We start from the raw sequence: 19,230 nt of genomic DNA on the forward strand, positions 1-19,230 counted from the left end.
TATAATTTATAGAAGCTGCTTTACAGAATTAAAATTTCTACTTTAAAAGTGGAAATTGTAAATAATATAACTTTAATTTGCAAACATTTAGCGGAATACTACTGGAGTTAAAACATACATTTGTCAGGCATTTTTAATCTCGAAAGCTTTATTCCATATAAATTTTTGAATTACTATTTCATATAAATTATTACACACTGAATTTTTCTCATTAATCTTAAATATTTGTCTGAAACGAATTGTATTTTTTATATTTTTGATTCCTGGTTTTACTAAAGTCTAAAAGATTTTCAATACAGCACAATTATGAAAAAACTACTCATCCTCCTGATTTTACTTACGGGAATAAGCGTGCAAGAGTCATTTTCCCAGAAAATGAAACTCAATAAAGCAGATAAAAAACTCAATCTCTTTGATTTTGATAAATCTGTGGAAACCTACGAGAAAGTGTTGGAAAAGAACCCTTCAAATTTTGAAGCCATTCACGGCTTAGCGAATGCATACCGTATACGTGGGGATTATGCTACTGCTGTGGGTTGGTACGAACAAGTAGTTGCTGACACTGCAAATGTGAGCCCAAAAGATTATCTGCACTACGGGCAATGCCTGCGCTTTGTGAGGGATTATGAAAAGGCACAGCAAAATTTCATTAAATATGCAGAATTGGCTCCTGAGGATCCCCGTAGTAAACTATTGAATGTCAGCTATGAAGAGGTCAAACAACTGATAAAAGATTCATTGTATTTCGGTGTGCAATTTCTCGATTTTAACGATGAGTCGCAGGAATTCAGCCCGGCATTTTATAAAGACAGCAGTATTGTTTTTCCCTCATCGAGAAATGAAGGATCCAAAATAGACGATTACTGGTACAACAAACCTTTTTTCGATCTCTATATATCTGAAATGAGTGATTCGGGCCATGCCAAGCCCAAAAGACTGGACTCTGATGTAAACAACAGGTATCACGAAGGGCCGCTGGCTTTTGATACCTCATTCACCACAATGTACTTTACCCGCAATAATTATGTTAAGCGCAAAAAAGAAACCGGAGAGGAAAATATTATGCGATTGAAAATATTTTCTGCAAAAAGCAGTGGTGATAGTTCAAATGTGAGTTGGGGGAACCTTAAAGAACTGCCCTTTAACAGCGATGAATATTCCTGCGGCCACCCCACACTTACGCAAGATGGCAAAATGCTTTATTTTTCATCGGATATGCCAGGCGGGTATGGCACTCTTGATTTGTACAGTGTAGAAATTGACAGCAATGGCCGTTTTGGAGAACCCAAAAACCTCGGCCCTGAAATCAACACAGCCGGAGAGGAATCCTTTCCCTATATACATCCTGATGGCACCTTGTATTTTGCCTCCGATGCCCGAAAAGGACTGGGCGGGCTCGATGTGTATTATTCCAAAAAAGAAAATACCGCTTGGTCGGAGCCGGTCAATATGAATTACCCGATCAATACCAATGCGGATGATTTTGGGCTGATTATGAGAAAAGATAAAAAGACAGGTTATTTATCTTCCAACAGGGGCGGTGATTTTGACAATGACAATATCCTTTCTTTTGATGACAAAGGAATGCTGCTAAAGGGCTTTGTATATGATGGTGAAACCGATAAAAGACTGGAAGGTGCTGACGTATATTTAGTTGAAAATGGGGATACACTGGATCAAATGAAAACAGACAGTTTGGGCAAATTTGGTTTTTGGGTAGCGCTGGGAAATGTTTATGACATTGGAGCTGCGAAAATCACTTATCAACCCAATCAAAAAAATGTAAGTACAGAAAACCTGGATGCAGAATTGCCCCCGGTTAAAATACCTTTGTATAGAAGTGATCTTGTGCTTAAAGGTAAAGTGGTGGAATTGAAGTCACAAAATCCTATACCGGATGCAATGGTATTGCTTGAAAGCCAGGAAAGAGAAGCCCTGGATTCAATGATGTCTGATCAGAACGGAGGGTTTAGCTTTCCTATTGACTACGATATGGAATATGTATTGAGTGCTGAAAAACATGCCTGGTTTTTGGTGAGTGAAAAAAGAATTAATACAAGTTTAGCAGTTTTTGATACTTCAAAATTAATTTACCAGGATTTGCAAATGACCAAGCTTGAAATGACAAGACTCGATGAAGGTGCCGTAATTAAGCTGGAAAATATTTACTATGATTTTGACAAGTACAATATCCGTCCCGATGCGGCTGAGGAATTGGATCGGATTGTAAAATACCTGATAAAATATCCCGAAATGGAACTTGAGCTAAGATCACATACAGACAGCCGTGGAAGCGACACCTATAATAAGTGGCTCTCAGAAAAAAGAGCGGAATCAGCAGTGAAATACCTGATAGATAAAGGGGCAAAATTAAATCAATTAACACCCAAAGGCTATGGCGAATCTCTATTGGTAAATGAATGTTCAAACGGTGTTAAATGCTCCAGGGCAAAACACCAGGACAACAGAAGAACCGAATTCAAAGTGCTGAAAGCTCCAGATGCGCTTGAAATTGAAACCGAAGTGATTGAAGATTAGAAACCTGAGTTCGGAAATTATTTATTGCTCAGAATGCCAGAAAACAGTGAGATTCGACTGGAAATATTGATGGAATAGCGGGCTATTTTGAGATATTTCCAGGAAGAAGATTGCTGTTTTCCGGCATTTGAAATCCATAAAACGCAATATGCAGCGTTGCATTTGCTTGGTTTATCCCGATAGACCTTCTCAAATGCGCCTTGCCTATTACGTTTTAGTGAATTTCTGAGCTCTTAAATAATTATCGAACTCAGGTTAGAAAGGCTTAATCACCGCTCAGGGCGCAAGTCTTGACATTTTCCATTCCCCTGATCCATCAAGCTGGTATGCTATTCTATCGTGCAGGCGATTGGGTCTGCCCTGCCAAAATTCCCAGTAGTGGGGTTTCAAAGTATAGCCGCCCCAGTGTTCAGGGCGTGGAATTTTATCAGTATTAGCATATTTCTTTTCCAATTCGCTTAATCTATCTTCCAGCACTTGGCGAGAAGGAATTTCAGTGCTTTGTTCTGAGGCAATTGCTCCAAGTTGGCTGCCTTTGGGACGGGAATGAAAATATTCATCAGAGGCTTCAGGGCTTACTTTTTCCACTTTTCCTTCTATTCTCACTTGTCTTTCCAAAGGGCCCCAAAAAAACAAAAGTGAAGCCCTAGGATTTTCTGCCAGTTGTTCTCCTTTTCTGCCCTTGTAATTGGTATAAAAAATCAAGCCATCTGGTTCAAATCCTTTAAGTAAGACAATACGGGCTGAGGGCTGCATGTTTTCACCTGAACTTGCCAAAACCATAATGTTAGCCTCGTCTATCTCTTCACAGGAAAGTGCTTTGGAAAACCATTGTTTAAATTCTGTGTATGGATCTGCTTCCATTTTTTCCAACTCTAAAACACTAATTCCATAATTCTTTCTCAAATACCTCAGTTTTTCAGAATTGGGCATACTATATCTTAATCTTTAATAAAAATTGATTTCTACAAAATTGATTTCACCGCTCAAGTTAACCTGTTCTTCTACGCTTTCATTGTTATATACCGCATTGATATAATAAACTGAATCCGGCAACTGGTAGAAATTAGCCCGGCCAAGAGAATCAGTTGTTCCACTGATAACGGGAGATTTTTCATAAGATAGATCCTCGTAGGTCCTGTAAAGCGTGATTTTTGCATTCTCTGCAAGGCTGTCTTCTTGTGGTATACTCAGGCGATAAATATGGTTTGCGGTGAGTTTTATCGTTCCTCTGAATTGTCCATCGATACTCGTGTCTTTTCTAATCCCATCATCTTCTTTGCTACAGGCATTAAGCATTAGTACAAAGAAGCAAAATAGAAGTAAGCTGCCAGCTATCCGAGTGATTCTATTCATGAAATTTATTTTATAAATACTTGATAGTAAGGTCAATAAGCTTGTCTTTAATACCTCCATAAGGTGGATACATACCTTCAGCAGCACTGAAGCCAGACGCCTGTTTCATGACAGCTCTTTCGTGTGAAAAGGCCTTGAAGCCAAAAATACCGTGGCCGCTGCCAATCCCGGAATGATTTACTCCGCCAAAAGGCAAATTGGGTTGAGAATGATGCAGCACAGTATCATTTACCGTAACTCCACCTGATGAAGTGTTGTTCAGCAAATAGCGGACATTGCTGTCTTTAGTGCTGAAAATATACATGGCCAGTGGCTTTTCTTTACTCCTTATAATCTCTATTGAATCCTTAATGTCATCAATTTTTTGAATGGGGAATAAGGGGCCGAAAATTTCCTCATGCATGATCTTGGCATTGTCTGGAACATCGGTTAAAATAGTGGGTTGAATATAATTTTCGCTTTCATCCATATTTCCACCGTAGTAAATATTGGCACCTTTTTCTACTGCATCTTCTATTAATCCTTTCAGGCGATGAAAATGTTTTTCATTAACGATACGGGCATAAGATTCATTTTTTTGCTGTTCTTCTTTTGTAGCACCATAGACCTTTTCAATATTCTTTTTTAGCTTTTCAAGAGTTTCATCGTATTTTTTGCTGTGCACCATCATATAGTCAGGCGAAATGCATGTTTGCCCACAATTGAGGTATTTCCCCCAGGTCAACCGCTTAACAGCAGAATTGATATTTGCCGTATCATCCAGTACTACAGGAGATTTGCCACCGAGTTCCAGGGTTACTGATGTAAGGTTTTCGGCAGCAGCGCGCATTACGATTTTGCCAACGTTTGGGCTGCCGGTAAAGAAAATATGGTCAAATTTGAGCTTGAGCAATTCACCGGAAACAGTGTAATCGCCCTCAACTACTGCTACTTCATTTTCATCGAATAATTCCGATATAATTTCTTTTACAATTTCTGTGGTATGTGGAGTAAACTCAGAGGGTTTTAAAATAACCGTATTTCCTGCCGCAATAGCAGAAACCAAGGGAATTAAACAGAGGTTGAATGGGTAATTCCAGGGTGAAATGATAAGGCAAACCCCTTTGGGTTCGTACATAATATAGGATGAAGAACCGGCAAAAGAGATCGGTGTTTCTACTTTTTGAGGCTTCATCCAGTTGCCCAGTTCGCTTATAGCATGTTTGATTTCAGAAGTAGTGGGATAAATCTCTGTGAGATCTGTTTCTGAAAATGGTTTTTTGAAATCATCGAACAAAGCCTGGCGAATTTTGTCCCGCTTTTGCATGATCACTTTTTTGAGTGTGCGCAATTTTCTTTTGCGCTGACTTACAGTAGTGTCTTTTACATTTTGCTTATTGCCTTGTTGTAGGTCAAAAATTCTTTTGATCTCTGCATTTGAAGTATTGTTGAATTCTGCAGTGGCTTTTTTTTCTTGGGTTTCGGGGGCTGTTTGTGTAGTTGGCATTGCTTTTATTTTTAGTTTTCAATTTACTACTTATAATATAAAAAATTAAGTTTCTTGCCAAATAAATTAAATGAACTGCTCAATAGGCTTAAGAATTATATTGCTAAACCCTGCTCAGAGGGAAACTCATGCAATGTGGCCCGCCCCTGGCACGTGACAATTCGGTAGAAGGAATGCTTATGATAGTTTTTTCAATTTCACTCGGTTTTACAATCCCTTGCTCAAAGGCTTTGAGTAAAATTTGTGCATCTACTACTTTGTATCCTTTATCTGTCAATGCTTGAGCAGTTTTGTAATTGCGTTTGTATGCAATAGCCACCCCATCATTTAGTGCCACAAGATTACATCCATCAGTCCATTGTTCGCGCTCGTCATAAGGGTATTCGCCATTGCCGCAATAGATGAATTCTACATTGGGGTTTTTGCTGCGCAAAAAAGCTTCAAGACTATTGTGTTTTAGCTCTGCATCCTCACTTGTATATTCAGTAATCACAGTTTTTTCACCGGTCAAAAAAGCTTTGAAAATCACAAAATGATCTTTGCTGATCTGGGTGAAAACCGTATCGATATGCATACATGAGCGTTCTCTTGGAATTTCAATTTTGACAATACTTTTGAGTAATTTTTTCTCAAACACCTTTTTTTTCAACGCATCAAATGCTTCAGGGGTAGAGCGCTCACTGCACCCTACCAACAAATAATCATTGTCGTACATCATCACGTCTCCACCTTCCAAAGTTACTTCATCTGCTTCTTCGGTGAAGTCGATGATCTTTTTGTCTTTTACCTGCTCTGCAAAAAGCGGATTGAAATAGACAATAAAATAAGTGATTAGAGATTCCCGGGTACGGGCTTTTTTTGATGCCTGGCAAATTAGAATATGGTCTTTGATCATTACTCCAATATCGCGGGTAAATACATAATTGGGCAAAGGGTCTAAAATGATTTTATTGCTTTCTTTTAAAATCCCTGTAAACAAAGTATAGGTGAGTGCTTCATTGTCCAGGTTTTTAAGAATATTGAGTTTTTCTGTATTTAAATTTTCTTCTTCGGCCACATATTTTAGCAATTCCTCTTTGCGCGAATCGGGCTGTTGAAGAGCTTCATAAAATAGTTGCTCAGTTTCGAGTACATTTTTTTTGCCCAAAAACATTTTAAAAATACCTGTAAGCACATCGTGCTCTTTGCGCATACGGGGCAAAAAGACAATATCATCATAAAGAAACTGCTCTGATTTTTTGGGCGTGACGCGTTCAATCCCGTCATCCGGGCGGTGAATAATTACTTTATCCAGTCGGCTCCATTCGTTATTTACAGACAGCTTTTGCATGTTTTTTCTTTTTGGCAAAAGTAATTCTATTTTGGAGAAGATAAGAAAAGGAAGGCTTTAGTCAAGCCCTGATAAAGCAATGGTTTACTCCTCAATTATAGTTGTTATCTGTGTAATGGCAGATGTGGCAAAATAACCAAATGCACCATTGGAAATATTGCCCTGAATATTAGAAGGTGGAGTGTCGAATAAATCACCTGAATTTTGATTTTCATCTAATGAGCTCAGGAAATTATAATACTGCTCTGTGAGTGAATGCATTTCTACCCGGACTGTATCTCCCGGAAAAACCACAAATTCTGAAAACTCAATGTTTCGGATATACTGGCCGTTTGCCAGGTCATCGCTAGCGTAGATCAGTTCTTCCGAATCGTATTGTTCTTCGCCCAGATAGAAAATTAAGCGGTAGAAATCTCTGGTAGCAGCGGGTTCTTGAAAATTTATGGTAACATAATAGCCATCCTCTTCATAAGAAAAAGGGGTCTCCTCCCGGTAAAACACACTTAGAGAATCGAGTGGAGCAACTGGATGTAAGCGCCCATCGGCTTCATATATTTCTCCATTTGCTGTTTTAATATACAGTCGATAATCAGAATTTATTTTTCCTGCTTGTATATTCTGTGTCTCATAATAACCGGCTTTGGTCTCCATTAGCGTATCGCTCAGAAGATTATCTTCAGTAATTATAACAAGAGCATTAGAAACGGTCTCTGGCGCTTTGTTGTCAAAATAGTCCCCACTCATATTCAATTTTACATATGGAGTTTTATCAGGGGCATTGCTAATCAAAGCTTCTACCACTAGCACAGGATCTATATTGTCCAGATCAATATCAACTTCTTCCTCGCAGGACTGAAAAAATAAAGTGCTGAAAGCTAAAAATAAGATTGTTATGGCTTGTTGTGTCATTTATAATAATTTAAAACTGTAAGTAAATGAAGGAACAATACCGAAAAGATAGGTTTTTACAGCTTTTGTATCATTTTCACCTGATTGCCTGAAAGTATAGGAAAATGGATTTTTCCGATTGTATAAATTATAGAATGACAGGTTTATTTGATTGGACCATCTTTTGCGTTTTTGCCAGGAAAAATTTACTGCCAGATCCAGGCGATGGTAATCCGGCAAGCGGTAACCATTCCGTTCGCTGAAAATTGGTGCAACAACACCATCGTAGGTAAAACGGCCAACAGGAAAAGTGACGGCCAATCCGGTATAATACACCCAATTGGCAGAAACAGACCATTTTTCATTGATATTAAAACTGCTCACTACGCTGAGGTTGTGCCTGCGATCCTGCGTTGCAGGATATACCTTGCCATCATTTATACCCGGAATTTCACGTTCAGTTCGGGCAAGCGTATAGCTGATCCATCCGGTAATACGCCCATTTGGTTTTTTAATAAAAAACTCAGCACCATAGGAGCGTCCATCTCCACTAAGCAATTGCGTTTCAAGTTTGTCATTTAAAAGCAATTCTGCATTGTCTTTATAATCAATTAGGTTTTGCATTTTTTTGTAGTACACTTCTATTGAAGTTTCCAGGCCTCCCCCAAAAAAGTTTCTGAAATAGCCCAGCGCAACTTGATCTGCTATTTGTGGCTTAATAAATGGGTCGCTAGGCACCCATATATCAAAGGGAGAAGAAACTGTGGAATTGGAAATCAGGTGTAAATATTGCCGGGTGCGGTTGTAAGAAGTTTTTATCGAATTATCTGCATTTATGATAAAATTGGCAGAAACACGTGGCTCAAGTCCGTGATAGAATTTTATGCCTTCAAAAGAATCATAAAAAGTAGTGTCTTTCACAGTTTCGCCATCCTCCTCATATTCAAAAACCTGTCCCGGTCCTATATTGTAAAAAGCCGAATAGCGCAGGCCGTATTGTAAAACTACGTGACTTCCGATTTTGTGTTCACTGCTGAAATATGCAGCGGGTTCTATAGCGTGTTTGTTCGGAACTTTAAATGCTTTTAAAAATGATTCATCCTCCGTTCCGCTTGGTTGGAAATTGGCCGGTTCAAAAGTGTGATGTATGGCTTGAAATCCAAATTTTAAAGTACTGTTTGGGGTGACATAAGCTGTAAAATCACTTTTTACTGAAAAATCCCGGATAGAAGCATCCCAGTCAAAAGCAAAGGCGCCCTGTGGTATACCGAGTGAATAATTGAATTTGCTGTAGATGAATGTGAAATTGGAAAACAACTTTGGAGAAAACAGGTGGTTCCAACGCATGGTAGCGGTACTATTTCCCCATCCGGTAGAAAAGGCATTGCCCAAAATAAATCGATCTTGCCCAAAGTAGCCAGAGAGGAAAACCCTGTTTTTATCATTGATTTTATAATTCACCTTGGCGCTTAGGTCGTAAAAATACAGTTGGTTGTCTCTAAGTGCTTCATCCCTGCTAAGTTTCAGAAACAAATCTGCATAAGTCCTTCGTCCTGAAACTATAAAAGATGCTTTGTCTTTTTTTAATGGTCCCTCTACTGTAAGTTTACTGGAAATCAAGCCAATACCACCACTTACACTCCATTTTTTCATATTCCCTTCATTCATACGTATGTCCATCAGTGAAGACAAGCGCCCGCCATATTCTGCAGGGATGCCTCCTTTGTAGAGTTTCACATCCTTTATAGCATCAGGATTGAATACGGAGAAAAACCCCAGCAAATGTGAGGGATTGTAAACAGTAGCTTCATCCAGTAGAATCAGGTTTTGATCAACGCTCCCGCCTCTCACAAAAAAACCGCCAACACCTTCTCCTGCATTAGTAATTCCGGGCAACAATTGTATACTCTTTACTATATCTACTTCACCAAATACTGCGGGAATTTGTTTTATGGTAGCAATTGAAAGGTCCGTAACACTCATTTCTACGCTTTCTATATTTTTAGTGCTGCTGCGCTCGCCTACTACTTCTACTTCTTCTAATTTTTCACTGCTTTCCTCTAATTCAAAGTTCAGGGTTAAATCTTTGTTGAGTTCAATTTCCCGAATTAATTTGTTGTAGCCCAGGTATTGGATTTCAAAAGTATAGCCTGCTTTTGGTAGCGTCAGGGAAAAATATCCATATACATTTGTTGTAGCACCTTTGTTAATCTCCGGTACAGACACTGATGCGCCAATAAGCTCTTCTCCGCTTTGAGCATCTCTGATGTAACCACTTAAGGTAAATTTTTCCTGAGCTGACAGTGATGGAATAGAAATAAACGCAATAGCAAATAGTAGTATAGTTTTCACTCAATAAGGATTTACGCTGCAAAAGTAAGCATCTGAGCCCAATATGAAGTGTAGGGATTTTAGAATTTCAATATTTATCAAGAAATCTTAGACACATTAATACACATGCCTTAGCAAAATTGATTCAGCCTTTTGTAATTTAGGCGCAGGCATACCTTAGCTTTTTCCATTATGAGCAGATTGTTTTACAAATACCTGATCCCATACCTTTTGATTGCAATTGTACCGGTGTTGGTTACCGGTTTTGCATTTTATTGGGTTTTAGGTGATAATATAAAACAACTGGAACAAAATCTAATTGAGGAAAACTCAAAAGTACTAAGGGAAGAAATATCCTCAAAAAATGAAAATATTGCGCGTAATGAAGGCTTGAACATAGAGCTGGAAATTGACCGAATTGGCAACAAACTCAATGCACTTACGCTGTCTCCCGATTTTATTGATTTTAACCACAATGAAATCAATCGCTATATTTCAAATCTAATAGCAAGCGAGCCGGCTATTTTAAAAGCATTTGTAATCAATGAGTTTGCTGAAATTGTTCTGAAACGCGAAGGGTTTATTGCGCTCAACACAGAGGATGTGGCTCCTACTTTATTGACACAGATAAATGACAGCCTCTCCAAGCGCAAATCTTATATTTCTGATGTAATGCACTCCAACAGCAATCAATCAAGTTTTGTACTGATAGCACAGCCTATTATTGATATGGCTGGTAACTATAAGGGCGGCTGTATTTTTGAAATTGATCTTACTTTTTTGAACAATTACCTGCTCAGTACCCGATTAGATGAAAAGAGCATTATTTATTTGGTCTCTGCTGATGGTAAGCTGATATCACATCCATCTCCCAAAGAAATGTCGCAAAATTCAGATTATTCTAAATACAGGTATATCCAACAAATGCTTAAAAATGAAAGCGGCACCTTTTTGCGCGAACAAACACTGATTTCTCATTATCGCAACAAATACAACTGGATTGTGATAGTTGAAATACCGGTAGAGCAAGCCCTAAAAAGCGTAAATAAGAATCGTTTGAGTATTCTTCAATTTACCAGCGACACTATAGAATCAACAATATACACAACGTCTATAACCATTGTATTTATATTGATTATTGCAATTTTAATGGCAATATATCTTACCAGAAAAATCACAAATCCACTTGAAACGCTTACTCAGGCCTCTGAAAAAATCAGTTCAGGTGATCTGGAACTCAAGGCATTGCCCATTCGATCAAAGGATGAAATTGGCAGACTTACCCAGGCTTTTAATATAATGATGCTTGAAATGCGCAAAAGCCAGAAAGAACTAATTCTGAGCAACGAAAAAATAAAAGAACAGGCAGAGACATTATTGAAGCGCTACAATTCCGATCTTGAGCAATTTGCCTATGTTACTACCCACGATTTGATTGAACCTCTGCGCATGATTACCTCGTATATGCAATTGATACAGCGCAGGCATAAAGACATTTTTGTAGAAGGAAAATCAAAAAATTACATGCAATTCGTAGAAGAAGGTGTAAGACGAATGCACAGCATTATTAATGATCTTTTTGAGTATTCTCATATACGTACAAATGTAAAAGATGTAGAACCGGTAGCTTTAGATACAGTATTAAAACAAGTTCTTGAAAAGCTGAACAAGGAAATAGAGGACAGCAATGCTAAGATTACTGCTGGCCCGCTTCCCGAATTAAAAGCTGATGCGTCAAATATGGCTCAGGTGTTTCAAAACCTGATTGGCAATGCCATAAAATTTAAATCTGACAGATCGCTTGAAATCAAAATAATATCAAAGGACAAGGGAGATCATTACCTTTTTTCTGTTGCTGATAATGGTATAGGATTTGAACAAAAATATGCAGGGAAAGTCTTTGAGATTTTCAAAAGGTTAAATACCCGCGATGAATTTAAAGGTTCTGGAATGGGGCTTGCCATTTGCAAAAATATAATTGAGCGACATGGTGGTAAGATTTGGGTAGAGTCGGAACCGGGAATAGGAACAACTTTCTATTTTACCCTTAAAAAACATTGATCTTGAGTGGCCATAATAACCTGAATTAGGAAATTATTTATCTTTCTTTCCCTCACACTTTTCCGATCTGCTTTTCATTTCGCTGAATAAATACTTTTTAAAAGCATGCTCTGAAGAGTAGAGTTGAGCTATCTTTTTATTTGAAAAAATACGCTTTAGTTCTTCGTGATAATTTGTTTTTAATTCCAGCTTTGCCCTTTCATATTCCAACTTACCGTCAATAAAAGCCTCTAATTCTTTATCTGAAAGCGACTCAATATCGAAATCTTCATCTTTATAATTAGGCTTATATTTTTCCCTCAATTCTCGCCTGCGCTTTTCATAATTATTATAAACAGGCCAAAAAGCTTGTGCTTCTTCAACGGAGAGGTCCAATTTTTCAGTAAGAAAAGCCACCTTCATTTTTTGTATTTTCTCATGGCTCTCTTGTCCATAACCCCTGTGGGCAAAAATATTTAAACTTACAAGTGCAATGCAGGTTATTAAAATTAGCTTTTTCATAATTATATATTTTGTAAATTAATAATCGTAAAATTCACCCAAATCAGATTCATCAGACTCACTCATAAGGAAATCACCGATCATTTTACTTTGAATGCCGGAAAGTTCATTGTCATTATTTGCAATCAAAGACATTTCAATTTCATCGGCATAGGCCATCAGCTCAATTTCACTTGTGTTTTTTTCTAAATAATCATTGATTACTTCAGTAGTATAATCCATAAGTACAGGGTTTTCAGATTTTATTTTATCCGAGCCCATATTTACCAGAAATAAAACAGTTGCGAAAGAAGCTGCTATTAAAAGTGCGGCAACATTTTTTCCGGGCCCATGCGCAATGGGTACTACCTTAGTAGTATTTTGATCAAGCACATTTTGCATGACCCTTTCCTGCAATTGTTCAAAATAATTGCCAGGAACAGTAAGCCCTGATTTAGGTGCTTTTGCTTTTGTCCGTTCAAGCAGCTTTTTTATGTCTTTATTCTGAGTCATTGTGTTTTAGAATGATTTTTTACGAAAAGGTTTAATCCTCTTTAAAGAATGCTTCAATTTTTTTCACAGCATGATGATAACTGGCTTTTAGTGCGCCTTCTGAAGTTTCCAGAACATTACTCATTTCATTATAGGGCATTTCATCATAGTACTTCAGAATGAAGACCATGCGCTGTTTTGGCGGAAGGGCGGCAATTGCTTCCTGTAATTTCAGCTCCAGTTTATCCCCGTCAAAATAAGGGTCGGCTTTTATTTGCTCAGTCAGGTAAGCTGATGCTTCTTGATCTTCAACTACCAGATGCTTGTTGTTTTTGCGGAGAAAACTGATGCTTTCATTATAAGCTATACGGTAGAGCCAGGTGTGCAGCGCAGCGTCTTCCTTGAAATTATCTAAGTAGCGCCATACTTTAATAAATACATTTTGCAGCACATCATCGGCATCTTCATGCAGAAAAACCATTCTTCTGATTTGCCAGTATAGTTTTTCGCTGTATGTTTTTACAAGCAGGTTAAAGCCCTGTTCTTTTGTGACTTCTACTTTGAATAGCTTCAATATTTCCCGATCCAGATCCCGCATGCTTAATTTATAGAGTTGACAAGAATGGTGATCTATAGCCGATAGAAAAAGTTATTAAGCAAAGGCAAGTTTTATTTTCTTTTGAGCACTTTTTCAGTAGCGGCAATAACATCGGCAGTGTCTATATTGTATTTGGTCATCAATTCATGCGGTTTCCCGCTCTCTCCAAAACTGTCATTTACTGCTACCATTTCTATTGGGGCTGGATATTTTCTGGCCAGCAGACCCGCAACACTTTCGCCCATTCCGCCAAATATCTGATGTTCTTCTGCGGTCACGATACAAGCTGTTTTTTTCACAGATTCTAAAATTGCAGTTTCGTCCAGTGGTTTAATGGTGTGTATATTGATCAATTCAACACTGATGCCTTTTTCTTTTAAAACACGGGCAGCTTCTACGGCTTTCCATACAAGGTGTCCGGTAGCAAGAATTGTCACATCTGTTCCTTCGCATATTTTCCATGCTTTGCCAATCTTAAATTCCTGATCTTCAGGAACGAAAATGGGCATCTTAGGACGTCCAAATCGCAAATAGACCGGGCCTTCGTGTTCTGCAATGGCCAATGTGGCCGCTTTTGTTTGGTTGTAATCGCAGGTATTGATTACAGTCATTCCGGGCAGCATTTTCATCAAGCCAATATCTTCTAAAATCTGATGGGTAGCACCGTCCTCTCCCAAAGTTAATCCGGAATGTGAAGCACATATTTTTACATTTTTTTGTGAATAGGCAATGGACTGTCGAATTTGGTCATAGACTCTGCCGGTAGCAAAATTGGCAAAGGTAGAAGCAAATGGGATTTTACCACCAATGGCTAATCCGGCAGCAATGCCCATCATATTGGCTTCCGCAATTCCTGTTTGAACAAATCTATCAGGAAATTTTTTTGCAAAATCCCCCAATTTTAAAGAGCCTGTAAGATCAGCACACAGTGCTACTACATTTTTGTTTTTCTCTCCTAATTCTGTCATCCCATCACCAAAACCGGAGCGGGTATCTTTTTCTCCTGTTACTTTTATTTTTTCCAGCATATCACAAATTTAGTAAGATTGATTCTCCTGATTTAATTTCAAATGAAATGGTTTTGGTCTCGTGCATAGAACGGGCATTTTGTATGCGATAAACCAATTTATATTTGCCCGGTTGCAAAGCTACTGTTTCTGTCCCATCACGTTCCTGTATTGCGTAGATTTTTTTCATTCGTTTTTCATCAAGGTAAATATCCCCGATGAATTTATAGGGCTTTTTAATATTGGCAATGCCTGGTGTTGGAATTTCCACTTTGCTCAGTTCCCCTGTTTTTATTTCAAGCTCCATTTTTTTGTGTGGTAATGTGAGCAACTCAATCTGATATTTTCCGCTGAGGTATTTTCGTTGTGTATTGAGGTCTTGTACATGAAAAAGTGTGCCGTCCTGTTTTTTCATCAAACATTTTATCTGATTGTTGAGGTTATTATTCAGGGTTTTTCCAAGAATATTAGGCTGTAAGCTGCCCTCTAAAAGCTTTAGTTTTATAGTATTGTGCTCATTTGGTGTAAGTGTAATTTTGTTTTTCTGAACGACAGGCAGGCTGTAAATGCGCAGGTCATAATCTGTAATGGGATCAATATTTAATGAATCCGGGATTCCGTTTTTATCCAGCTTGTGATAAAATGTATAATCTGCTTTGTGGTCAAAGTGATCAAAAAAGACCATTGGCAAAGCAGTAATTTCAGGCAGTTCTTTTTTATTAAGTAAATGTACCTGTGTAGTGGTTTTATTCACAATTCTCGAAATAATATTATCAAGTGCAGATTTCAGGCTTAGGGGGTTTTTTGCTTCAAAAAATCCGCTGAAGCAGTTAAAAGCTTCCTGAAAATCACCTTCGAGCCCAACACCTATTACAAAATGCTTCAATACAATTCCTTTGGCTTCCAGTTCTCTTGCTACAGCGCAAGGGTCGCCATCACAAGATTCTTCCCCATCTGTCATTAGAATCACAATATTCCGGGCATTGGTGCTTGGAAAATCACTTGCAGCTTGCTGAAGAGAATAGGCTATAGGCGTAATTCCCCTGGGGCGAAGATTGCGTAGCTTCTTTTTGATAAAATCAGCACTACTTCTGCTAAACCCCACTTCCAGACGTGTGTCCTGGCAGTTTCTGGAAGACAAGGGTGAAAGGTGCCCATATATTCGAAGGCCAATTTCTATAGTTGGATTTTTGTTAAGACTATCAACCAATTCAGTTAGTATTTGCTTGGCTGAAGCCATTTTGGAAATAGGGCTTGCCGAATTCCAGGAATTGTTCATGCTCCCTGAAGCATCGAGCAGTAGTAGTATACGGGTTCTTTGTTCTGTTTGTCCCAGAACATTTTGTCCCAAAAAAAGGAGCAAAAAAAGTAAAGCATATTTTGAAAATCCCTTGCTCAAAATCTTAAAACATTTTCTGCATTTGACTCAATTGAAAAATCAATTACTTTACTATCCTCAGTATGTTCTGAATTAGCAGGCTGTAAAAGAAGCTTGTATGCACCTGGTTGTAAATGCAATTGGTTTTTCCCATTGATATTCTCCAGTTCTGCTACCCAGGTCATATCAATATCATCTTTAAATATTGTGGCTTTCTGATCTGTTTTGCCATAAGTACTAAGTGTTCCGGGAGCTGCAATTCTTATTTCTTTTATTTTATCGCCTCCAATCTTAATTCCATTCATGCGAATTCTCGGTAGTGTAAGCAATTCCAGATCGTAAATACCACTGTGATAGCGCTGCCTGCTATTAATACGTTGGGCATACAATATCTCATTTTTTCCCTTTCGCATAACAAGGCATTTTGTATTGGAATGACTTTGCCCGTCAGCTGTGCTTAAATAGAGGTGGCCTTGTGGAGCTTCTATTTTTATAATATTGTGTTTTCCTGCAATCAATTCAACATCGTTTTTTTCTACAGGAGGAATACAATTGACTACAAAATCATATCTGCCAACAGGATCGAGCAGCAAAGTATCGGCCAATTCGTTTTTATTAAAAGTATGGATGAAGTTATAAATCAAAATACCGCTTTTACTGTCGTATATACTGATGTTTAAATCCGTGATTTTGGCTTTTTTGGCTTCATCGAGCAAATCGATTTGAACAGTGGTGGTGTTCAGTGCCTGGGAAATTACTTTATCCAGCACTACTTTGTATGCATCTTTTGTGGAAACATCAAAATAGTAGCCCACACAATCGAATTCCGGAAAGGCATTTTCCTGAATATCTACACCAATTATAAATGGTTTTAGTGTAATTCTTTTGTTTTGCAAGGCTTCGGCTACGGCACATAAATCACCGCCACAATTCTCCAGCCCGTCCGTTACCAGAATAATGGCATTTTTTACGCCCGGTACATTGGTGAAATCATCGGCAGCTTGCAAAAGTGAATAGGCGATGGGTGTCCAGCCCTGTGGTTCGACTGATGCTAGTTTTGCTTTTATTTTTTTGGAGTTATTTGTGCCAAAGGGAATTTCCAATTTGCTGTCTTTGCAATTGCGTTCGTCTTTGTGCGATTGGTGTCCGAAAATACGTAGGGCAAACTCTACATCCTTGTTGCTGGCTTCTACGCTATCCACCATATTGCTCAAAATTGACTTAGAGATTTCAAAGCGCTGCTGACCTTCCCAGGTTTCGTTCATACTGCCGGAAGCGTCCAGTATTAGTAATATTCGGGTTTTTTGAGCGAAATATTTTTCTGAATAGGCATCCTGTGCTGAAAGTGAAAAAACACACAGCAATAAAAATATCAGTCCATAAAAAAACAATTTAACAGGACTCAAGGCAAATTGATTTATACTTATTAATAATCGCTTAAAGACGATTCTAATTGTGTCAGGGCAGTTTCTAATTGTTCATCATTTGGTGCTACGCCATGCCACCCATGGTCATCTTCCATAAAATCAACGCCTTTTCCCATAATGGTTTTCATCAGGATCATTACGGGTTTTCCCTTTCCGGTTCTGGATTTGGCTTCTTTCAATCCCTTTAATACAGCCTCCATATCATTGCCATTTATCTCCATTACATCCCAGCCAAAAGCTTCCCATTTTGCGCGTAAGTCGCCCAAATCCAATACATCTTTTAGATCACCGTCAATTTGTTTGCTGTTCCAGTCAATGGTAGAAATCAGATTGTCAACTTTATTATGCGCAGCAAACATAGCAGCTTCCCAGATTTGTCCTTCCTGTAATTCCCCATCACCGTGCAATGAATATACCATTTGCGTATCTCCATCTAGTTTTTTTGATAAAGCGGCACCAATGGCAACTGAAAGCCCCTGGCCAAGAGAACCGGAGGCTACACGAATGCCTGGCAAATCTTCCATTGTTGTGGGATGGCCCTGAAGCCGGGAATCAATTTTCCTAAAAGTGCTCAATTCTTCCACGGGGAAATATCCTGAGCGCGCCAAAACACTGTACCAAACCGGGGAAATATGTCCATTGGAAAGAAAAAACAAATCTTCTCCATCTCCTTGCATATTGAAATCCGTGGAGTGGTTTAACTCTGAAAAGTAAAGAGCCGTAAAAAAATCTGCACAACCCATGGATCCGCCCGGATGCCCGGAACTTGCGCCATTGGTCATTCTTACAATATCTCTTCTTACTTGTTGGGCAATGTTTTTTAGGTCTTGAACGCTTGGCATAATTCAGGGGGTTAGTTTGAAATCAAAAGTACGCTTTTCAGAAATTTTCAGCTATTAAATGGATTGAAACTTATCAACGGGGAAAGTTGATAGGAATGGTTCGTAATTCATTTAACAATTACAGCTCACTTTTATCAATGCCCGCTTGTTTGATAATGCTGATCAATGTCCCTTTGGGAATATCTTTATTGTGTTTGGGGACGATCACTCTTTTAGAGCGGTCGGGAAGCATGTAAATGTGATGGCTGCCCGAAGTTCTGTCAAGTAAAAAATCCTCGGGGAAAGCCCACGAGGTATTTATTTGAAAAAATATTTTTGATCTCGAGGCAAGCCTCGGAGCATTTAAATCTCGATTATCGAGTAAAAATCCTTTTTTCTAAAAAAGTCATTCCAAACACCACCTACCACCCTTCAACTTTAGCAAACTTATTTGTAATGTCCTTTAGCTGAAAGGATATTTACTGTATTTGCCTCTACTTCGTAAATAAGCCTATGCTCCCTGCTGATTCTTCGCGACCACATGCCAGAAAGATTATGTTTTAGGGGTTCAGGTTTTCCAGTCCCTGTAAATGGATGTTCCGCTAATTCTTCCAATAGCGTTAAGAGTTTATTGAGTACAGTTTTATTTCCCGCTTTTTTGTGTGCAGAAATATCTTTCTTTGCTGTATCCGTAAAATCTAAATGATAGCTCACTTTATATTTAGGAAGTCTTTTAAGTTTTCTTTTTTCACCCTTGTCACCTTTCCTTCTTTGGCTTCTTTTCGACTGTCCAGTACTTTTTCTACAAACTCAGGTTTATACTCTGACTCCGGGGAAACCTCAAACTTTATTTTAAGTGCTTTCATAAAAGCTTTCAGGGCATTTACCTCTTCATCAGTTTTGGGGTGTGCTATAAGTATATTTTGTGATTTCATAATAAGCTGATTGTTAAGTTTCCAATCCAAATATACAAACCTTATATTTTTGTTTTAAAGTTCAATTAAGTAACATGATGGATGTTTACATTCTAATACAAC

18 protein-coding genes are annotated in these 19,230 nt (G+C 38.3%); 2 read left to right on the plus strand and 16 right to left on the minus strand.

The window, feature by feature from the left end; all coding sequences use genetic code 11:
• The first annotated feature begins 306 nt into the window (after positions 1 to 306).
• Complete coding sequence (locus WD048_08060; protein ID MEX0812158.1) at positions 307 to 2,538, plus strand: OmpA family protein; 2,232 nt, start codon at positions 307 to 309, stop codon at positions 2,536 to 2,538.
• A 276-nt stretch (positions 2,539 to 2,814) separates the two neighbouring features.
• On the opposite strand, the gene pdxH is transcribed toward WD048_08060, so the two are convergent.
• From pdxH to WD048_08090, 6 genes are all read right to left on the minus strand, one after another.
• On the minus strand, positions 2,815 to 3,471 hold the full coding sequence (gene pdxH, locus WD048_08065; protein MEX0812159.1) for a pyridoxamine 5'-phosphate oxidase: 657 nt from the start codon (positions 3,469 to 3,471) through the stop codon (positions 2,815 to 2,817).
• Positions 3,472 to 3,486: 15 nt separating this feature from the next.
• A complete protein-coding gene (locus tag WD048_08070; GenBank protein MEX0812160.1) occupies positions 3,487 to 3,894 on the minus strand; it encodes a hypothetical protein in 408 nt (135 codons plus the stop codon).
• A gap of 10 nt (positions 3,895 to 3,904) precedes the next feature.
• A complete protein-coding gene (locus WD048_08075) occupies positions 3,905 to 5,380 on the minus strand; it encodes an aldehyde dehydrogenase family protein (GenBank protein MEX0812161.1) in 1,476 nt (491 codons plus the stop codon).
• A gap of 103 nt (positions 5,381 to 5,483) precedes the next feature.
• Complete coding sequence (locus WD048_08080) at positions 5,484 to 6,710, minus strand: arginine deiminase family protein (GenBank protein MEX0812162.1); 1,227 nt, start codon at positions 6,708 to 6,710, stop codon at positions 5,484 to 5,486.
• A gap of 84 nt (positions 6,711 to 6,794) precedes the next feature.
• Positions 6,795 to 7,619, minus strand: a complete 825-nt coding sequence (locus tag WD048_08085; protein ID MEX0812163.1) for a DUF4249 domain-containing protein — start codon at positions 7,617 to 7,619, stop codon at positions 6,795 to 6,797.
• Complete coding sequence (locus tag WD048_08090) at positions 7,620 to 9,950, minus strand: TonB-dependent receptor (protein ID MEX0812164.1); 2,331 nt, start codon at positions 9,948 to 9,950, stop codon at positions 7,620 to 7,622.
• Positions 9,951 to 10,121: 171 nt separating this feature from the next.
• Here WD048_08090 and WD048_08095 point away from each other — a divergent pair, with 171 nt between their 5' ends.
• The gene (locus WD048_08095; protein MEX0812165.1) at positions 10,122 to 11,990 is read left to right on the plus strand and encodes an ATP-binding protein; all 1,869 of its coding nucleotides are present in this window, start codon (positions 10,122 to 10,124) and stop codon (positions 11,988 to 11,990) included.
• A 33-nt stretch (positions 11,991 to 12,023) separates the two neighbouring features.
• On the opposite strand, the gene WD048_08100 is transcribed toward WD048_08095, so the two are convergent.
• The 10 genes from WD048_08100 to WD048_08145 form a co-directional block, all read right to left on the minus strand.
• The gene (locus tag WD048_08100; GenBank protein MEX0812166.1) at positions 12,024 to 12,491 is read right to left on the minus strand and encodes a hypothetical protein; all 468 of its coding nucleotides are present in this window, start codon (positions 12,489 to 12,491) and stop codon (positions 12,024 to 12,026) included.
• An 18-nt stretch (positions 12,492 to 12,509) separates the two neighbouring features.
• Positions 12,510 to 12,983: a hypothetical protein gene (locus WD048_08105; protein ID MEX0812167.1), complete on the minus strand. Its 474-nt coding sequence runs from the start codon at positions 12,981 to 12,983 to the stop codon at positions 12,510 to 12,512.
• Positions 12,984 to 13,014: 31 nt separating this feature from the next.
• Positions 13,015 to 13,560 (minus strand): RNA polymerase sigma factor, encoded by a 546-nt coding sequence (locus WD048_08110; protein ID MEX0812168.1) that lies wholly within the window; start codon positions 13,558 to 13,560, stop codon positions 13,015 to 13,017.
• Between the two features lie 71 nt (positions 13,561 to 13,631).
• On the minus strand, positions 13,632 to 14,588 hold the full coding sequence (locus WD048_08115; GenBank protein MEX0812169.1) for a transketolase family protein: 957 nt from the start codon (positions 14,586 to 14,588) through the stop codon (positions 13,632 to 13,634).
• 1 nt (position 14,589) lies between these two features.
• Positions 14,590 to 15,966 (minus strand): VWA domain-containing protein, encoded by a 1,377-nt coding sequence (locus WD048_08120; GenBank protein MEX0812170.1) that lies wholly within the window; start codon positions 15,964 to 15,966, stop codon positions 14,590 to 14,592.
• Complete coding sequence (locus tag WD048_08125) at positions 15,963 to 17,351, minus strand: VWA domain-containing protein (protein MEX0812171.1); 1,389 nt, start codon at positions 17,349 to 17,351, stop codon at positions 15,963 to 15,965. The genes WD048_08120 and WD048_08125 overlap by 4 nt, the downstream gene beginning before the upstream one ends.
• 20 nt (positions 17,352 to 17,371) lie before the next feature.
• A complete protein-coding gene (locus WD048_08130) occupies positions 17,372 to 18,214 on the minus strand; it encodes a transketolase (protein MEX0812172.1) in 843 nt (280 codons plus the stop codon).
• Positions 18,215 to 18,332: 118 nt separating this feature from the next.
• Positions 18,333 to 18,527: a type II toxin-antitoxin system HicA family toxin gene (locus WD048_08135; protein ID MEX0812173.1), complete on the minus strand. Its 195-nt coding sequence runs from the start codon at positions 18,525 to 18,527 to the stop codon at positions 18,333 to 18,335.
• Positions 18,528 to 18,640: 113 nt separating this feature from the next.
• Positions 18,641 to 18,907, minus strand: a complete 267-nt coding sequence (locus WD048_08140) for a Txe/YoeB family addiction module toxin (protein MEX0812174.1) — start codon at positions 18,905 to 18,907, stop codon at positions 18,641 to 18,643.
• Positions 18,904 to 19,128 carry a DUF2683 family protein gene (locus WD048_08145; GenBank protein MEX0812175.1) on the minus strand — a complete coding sequence of 75 codons (225 nt, stop codon included), beginning with the start codon at positions 19,126 to 19,128 and terminating at the stop codon, positions 18,904 to 18,906. Before WD048_08145 ends, WD048_08140 begins: the two co-directional genes overlap by 4 nt.
• Between the last annotated feature and the right edge of the window lie 102 nt (positions 19,129 to 19,230).

The sequence above is a fragment of the Chitinophagales bacterium genome, from assembly GCA_040877935.1.
In the GTDB taxonomy this organism is placed as follows: Bacteria; Bacteroidota; Bacteroidia; order Chitinophagales; family CAIOSU01; genus JBBDNB01.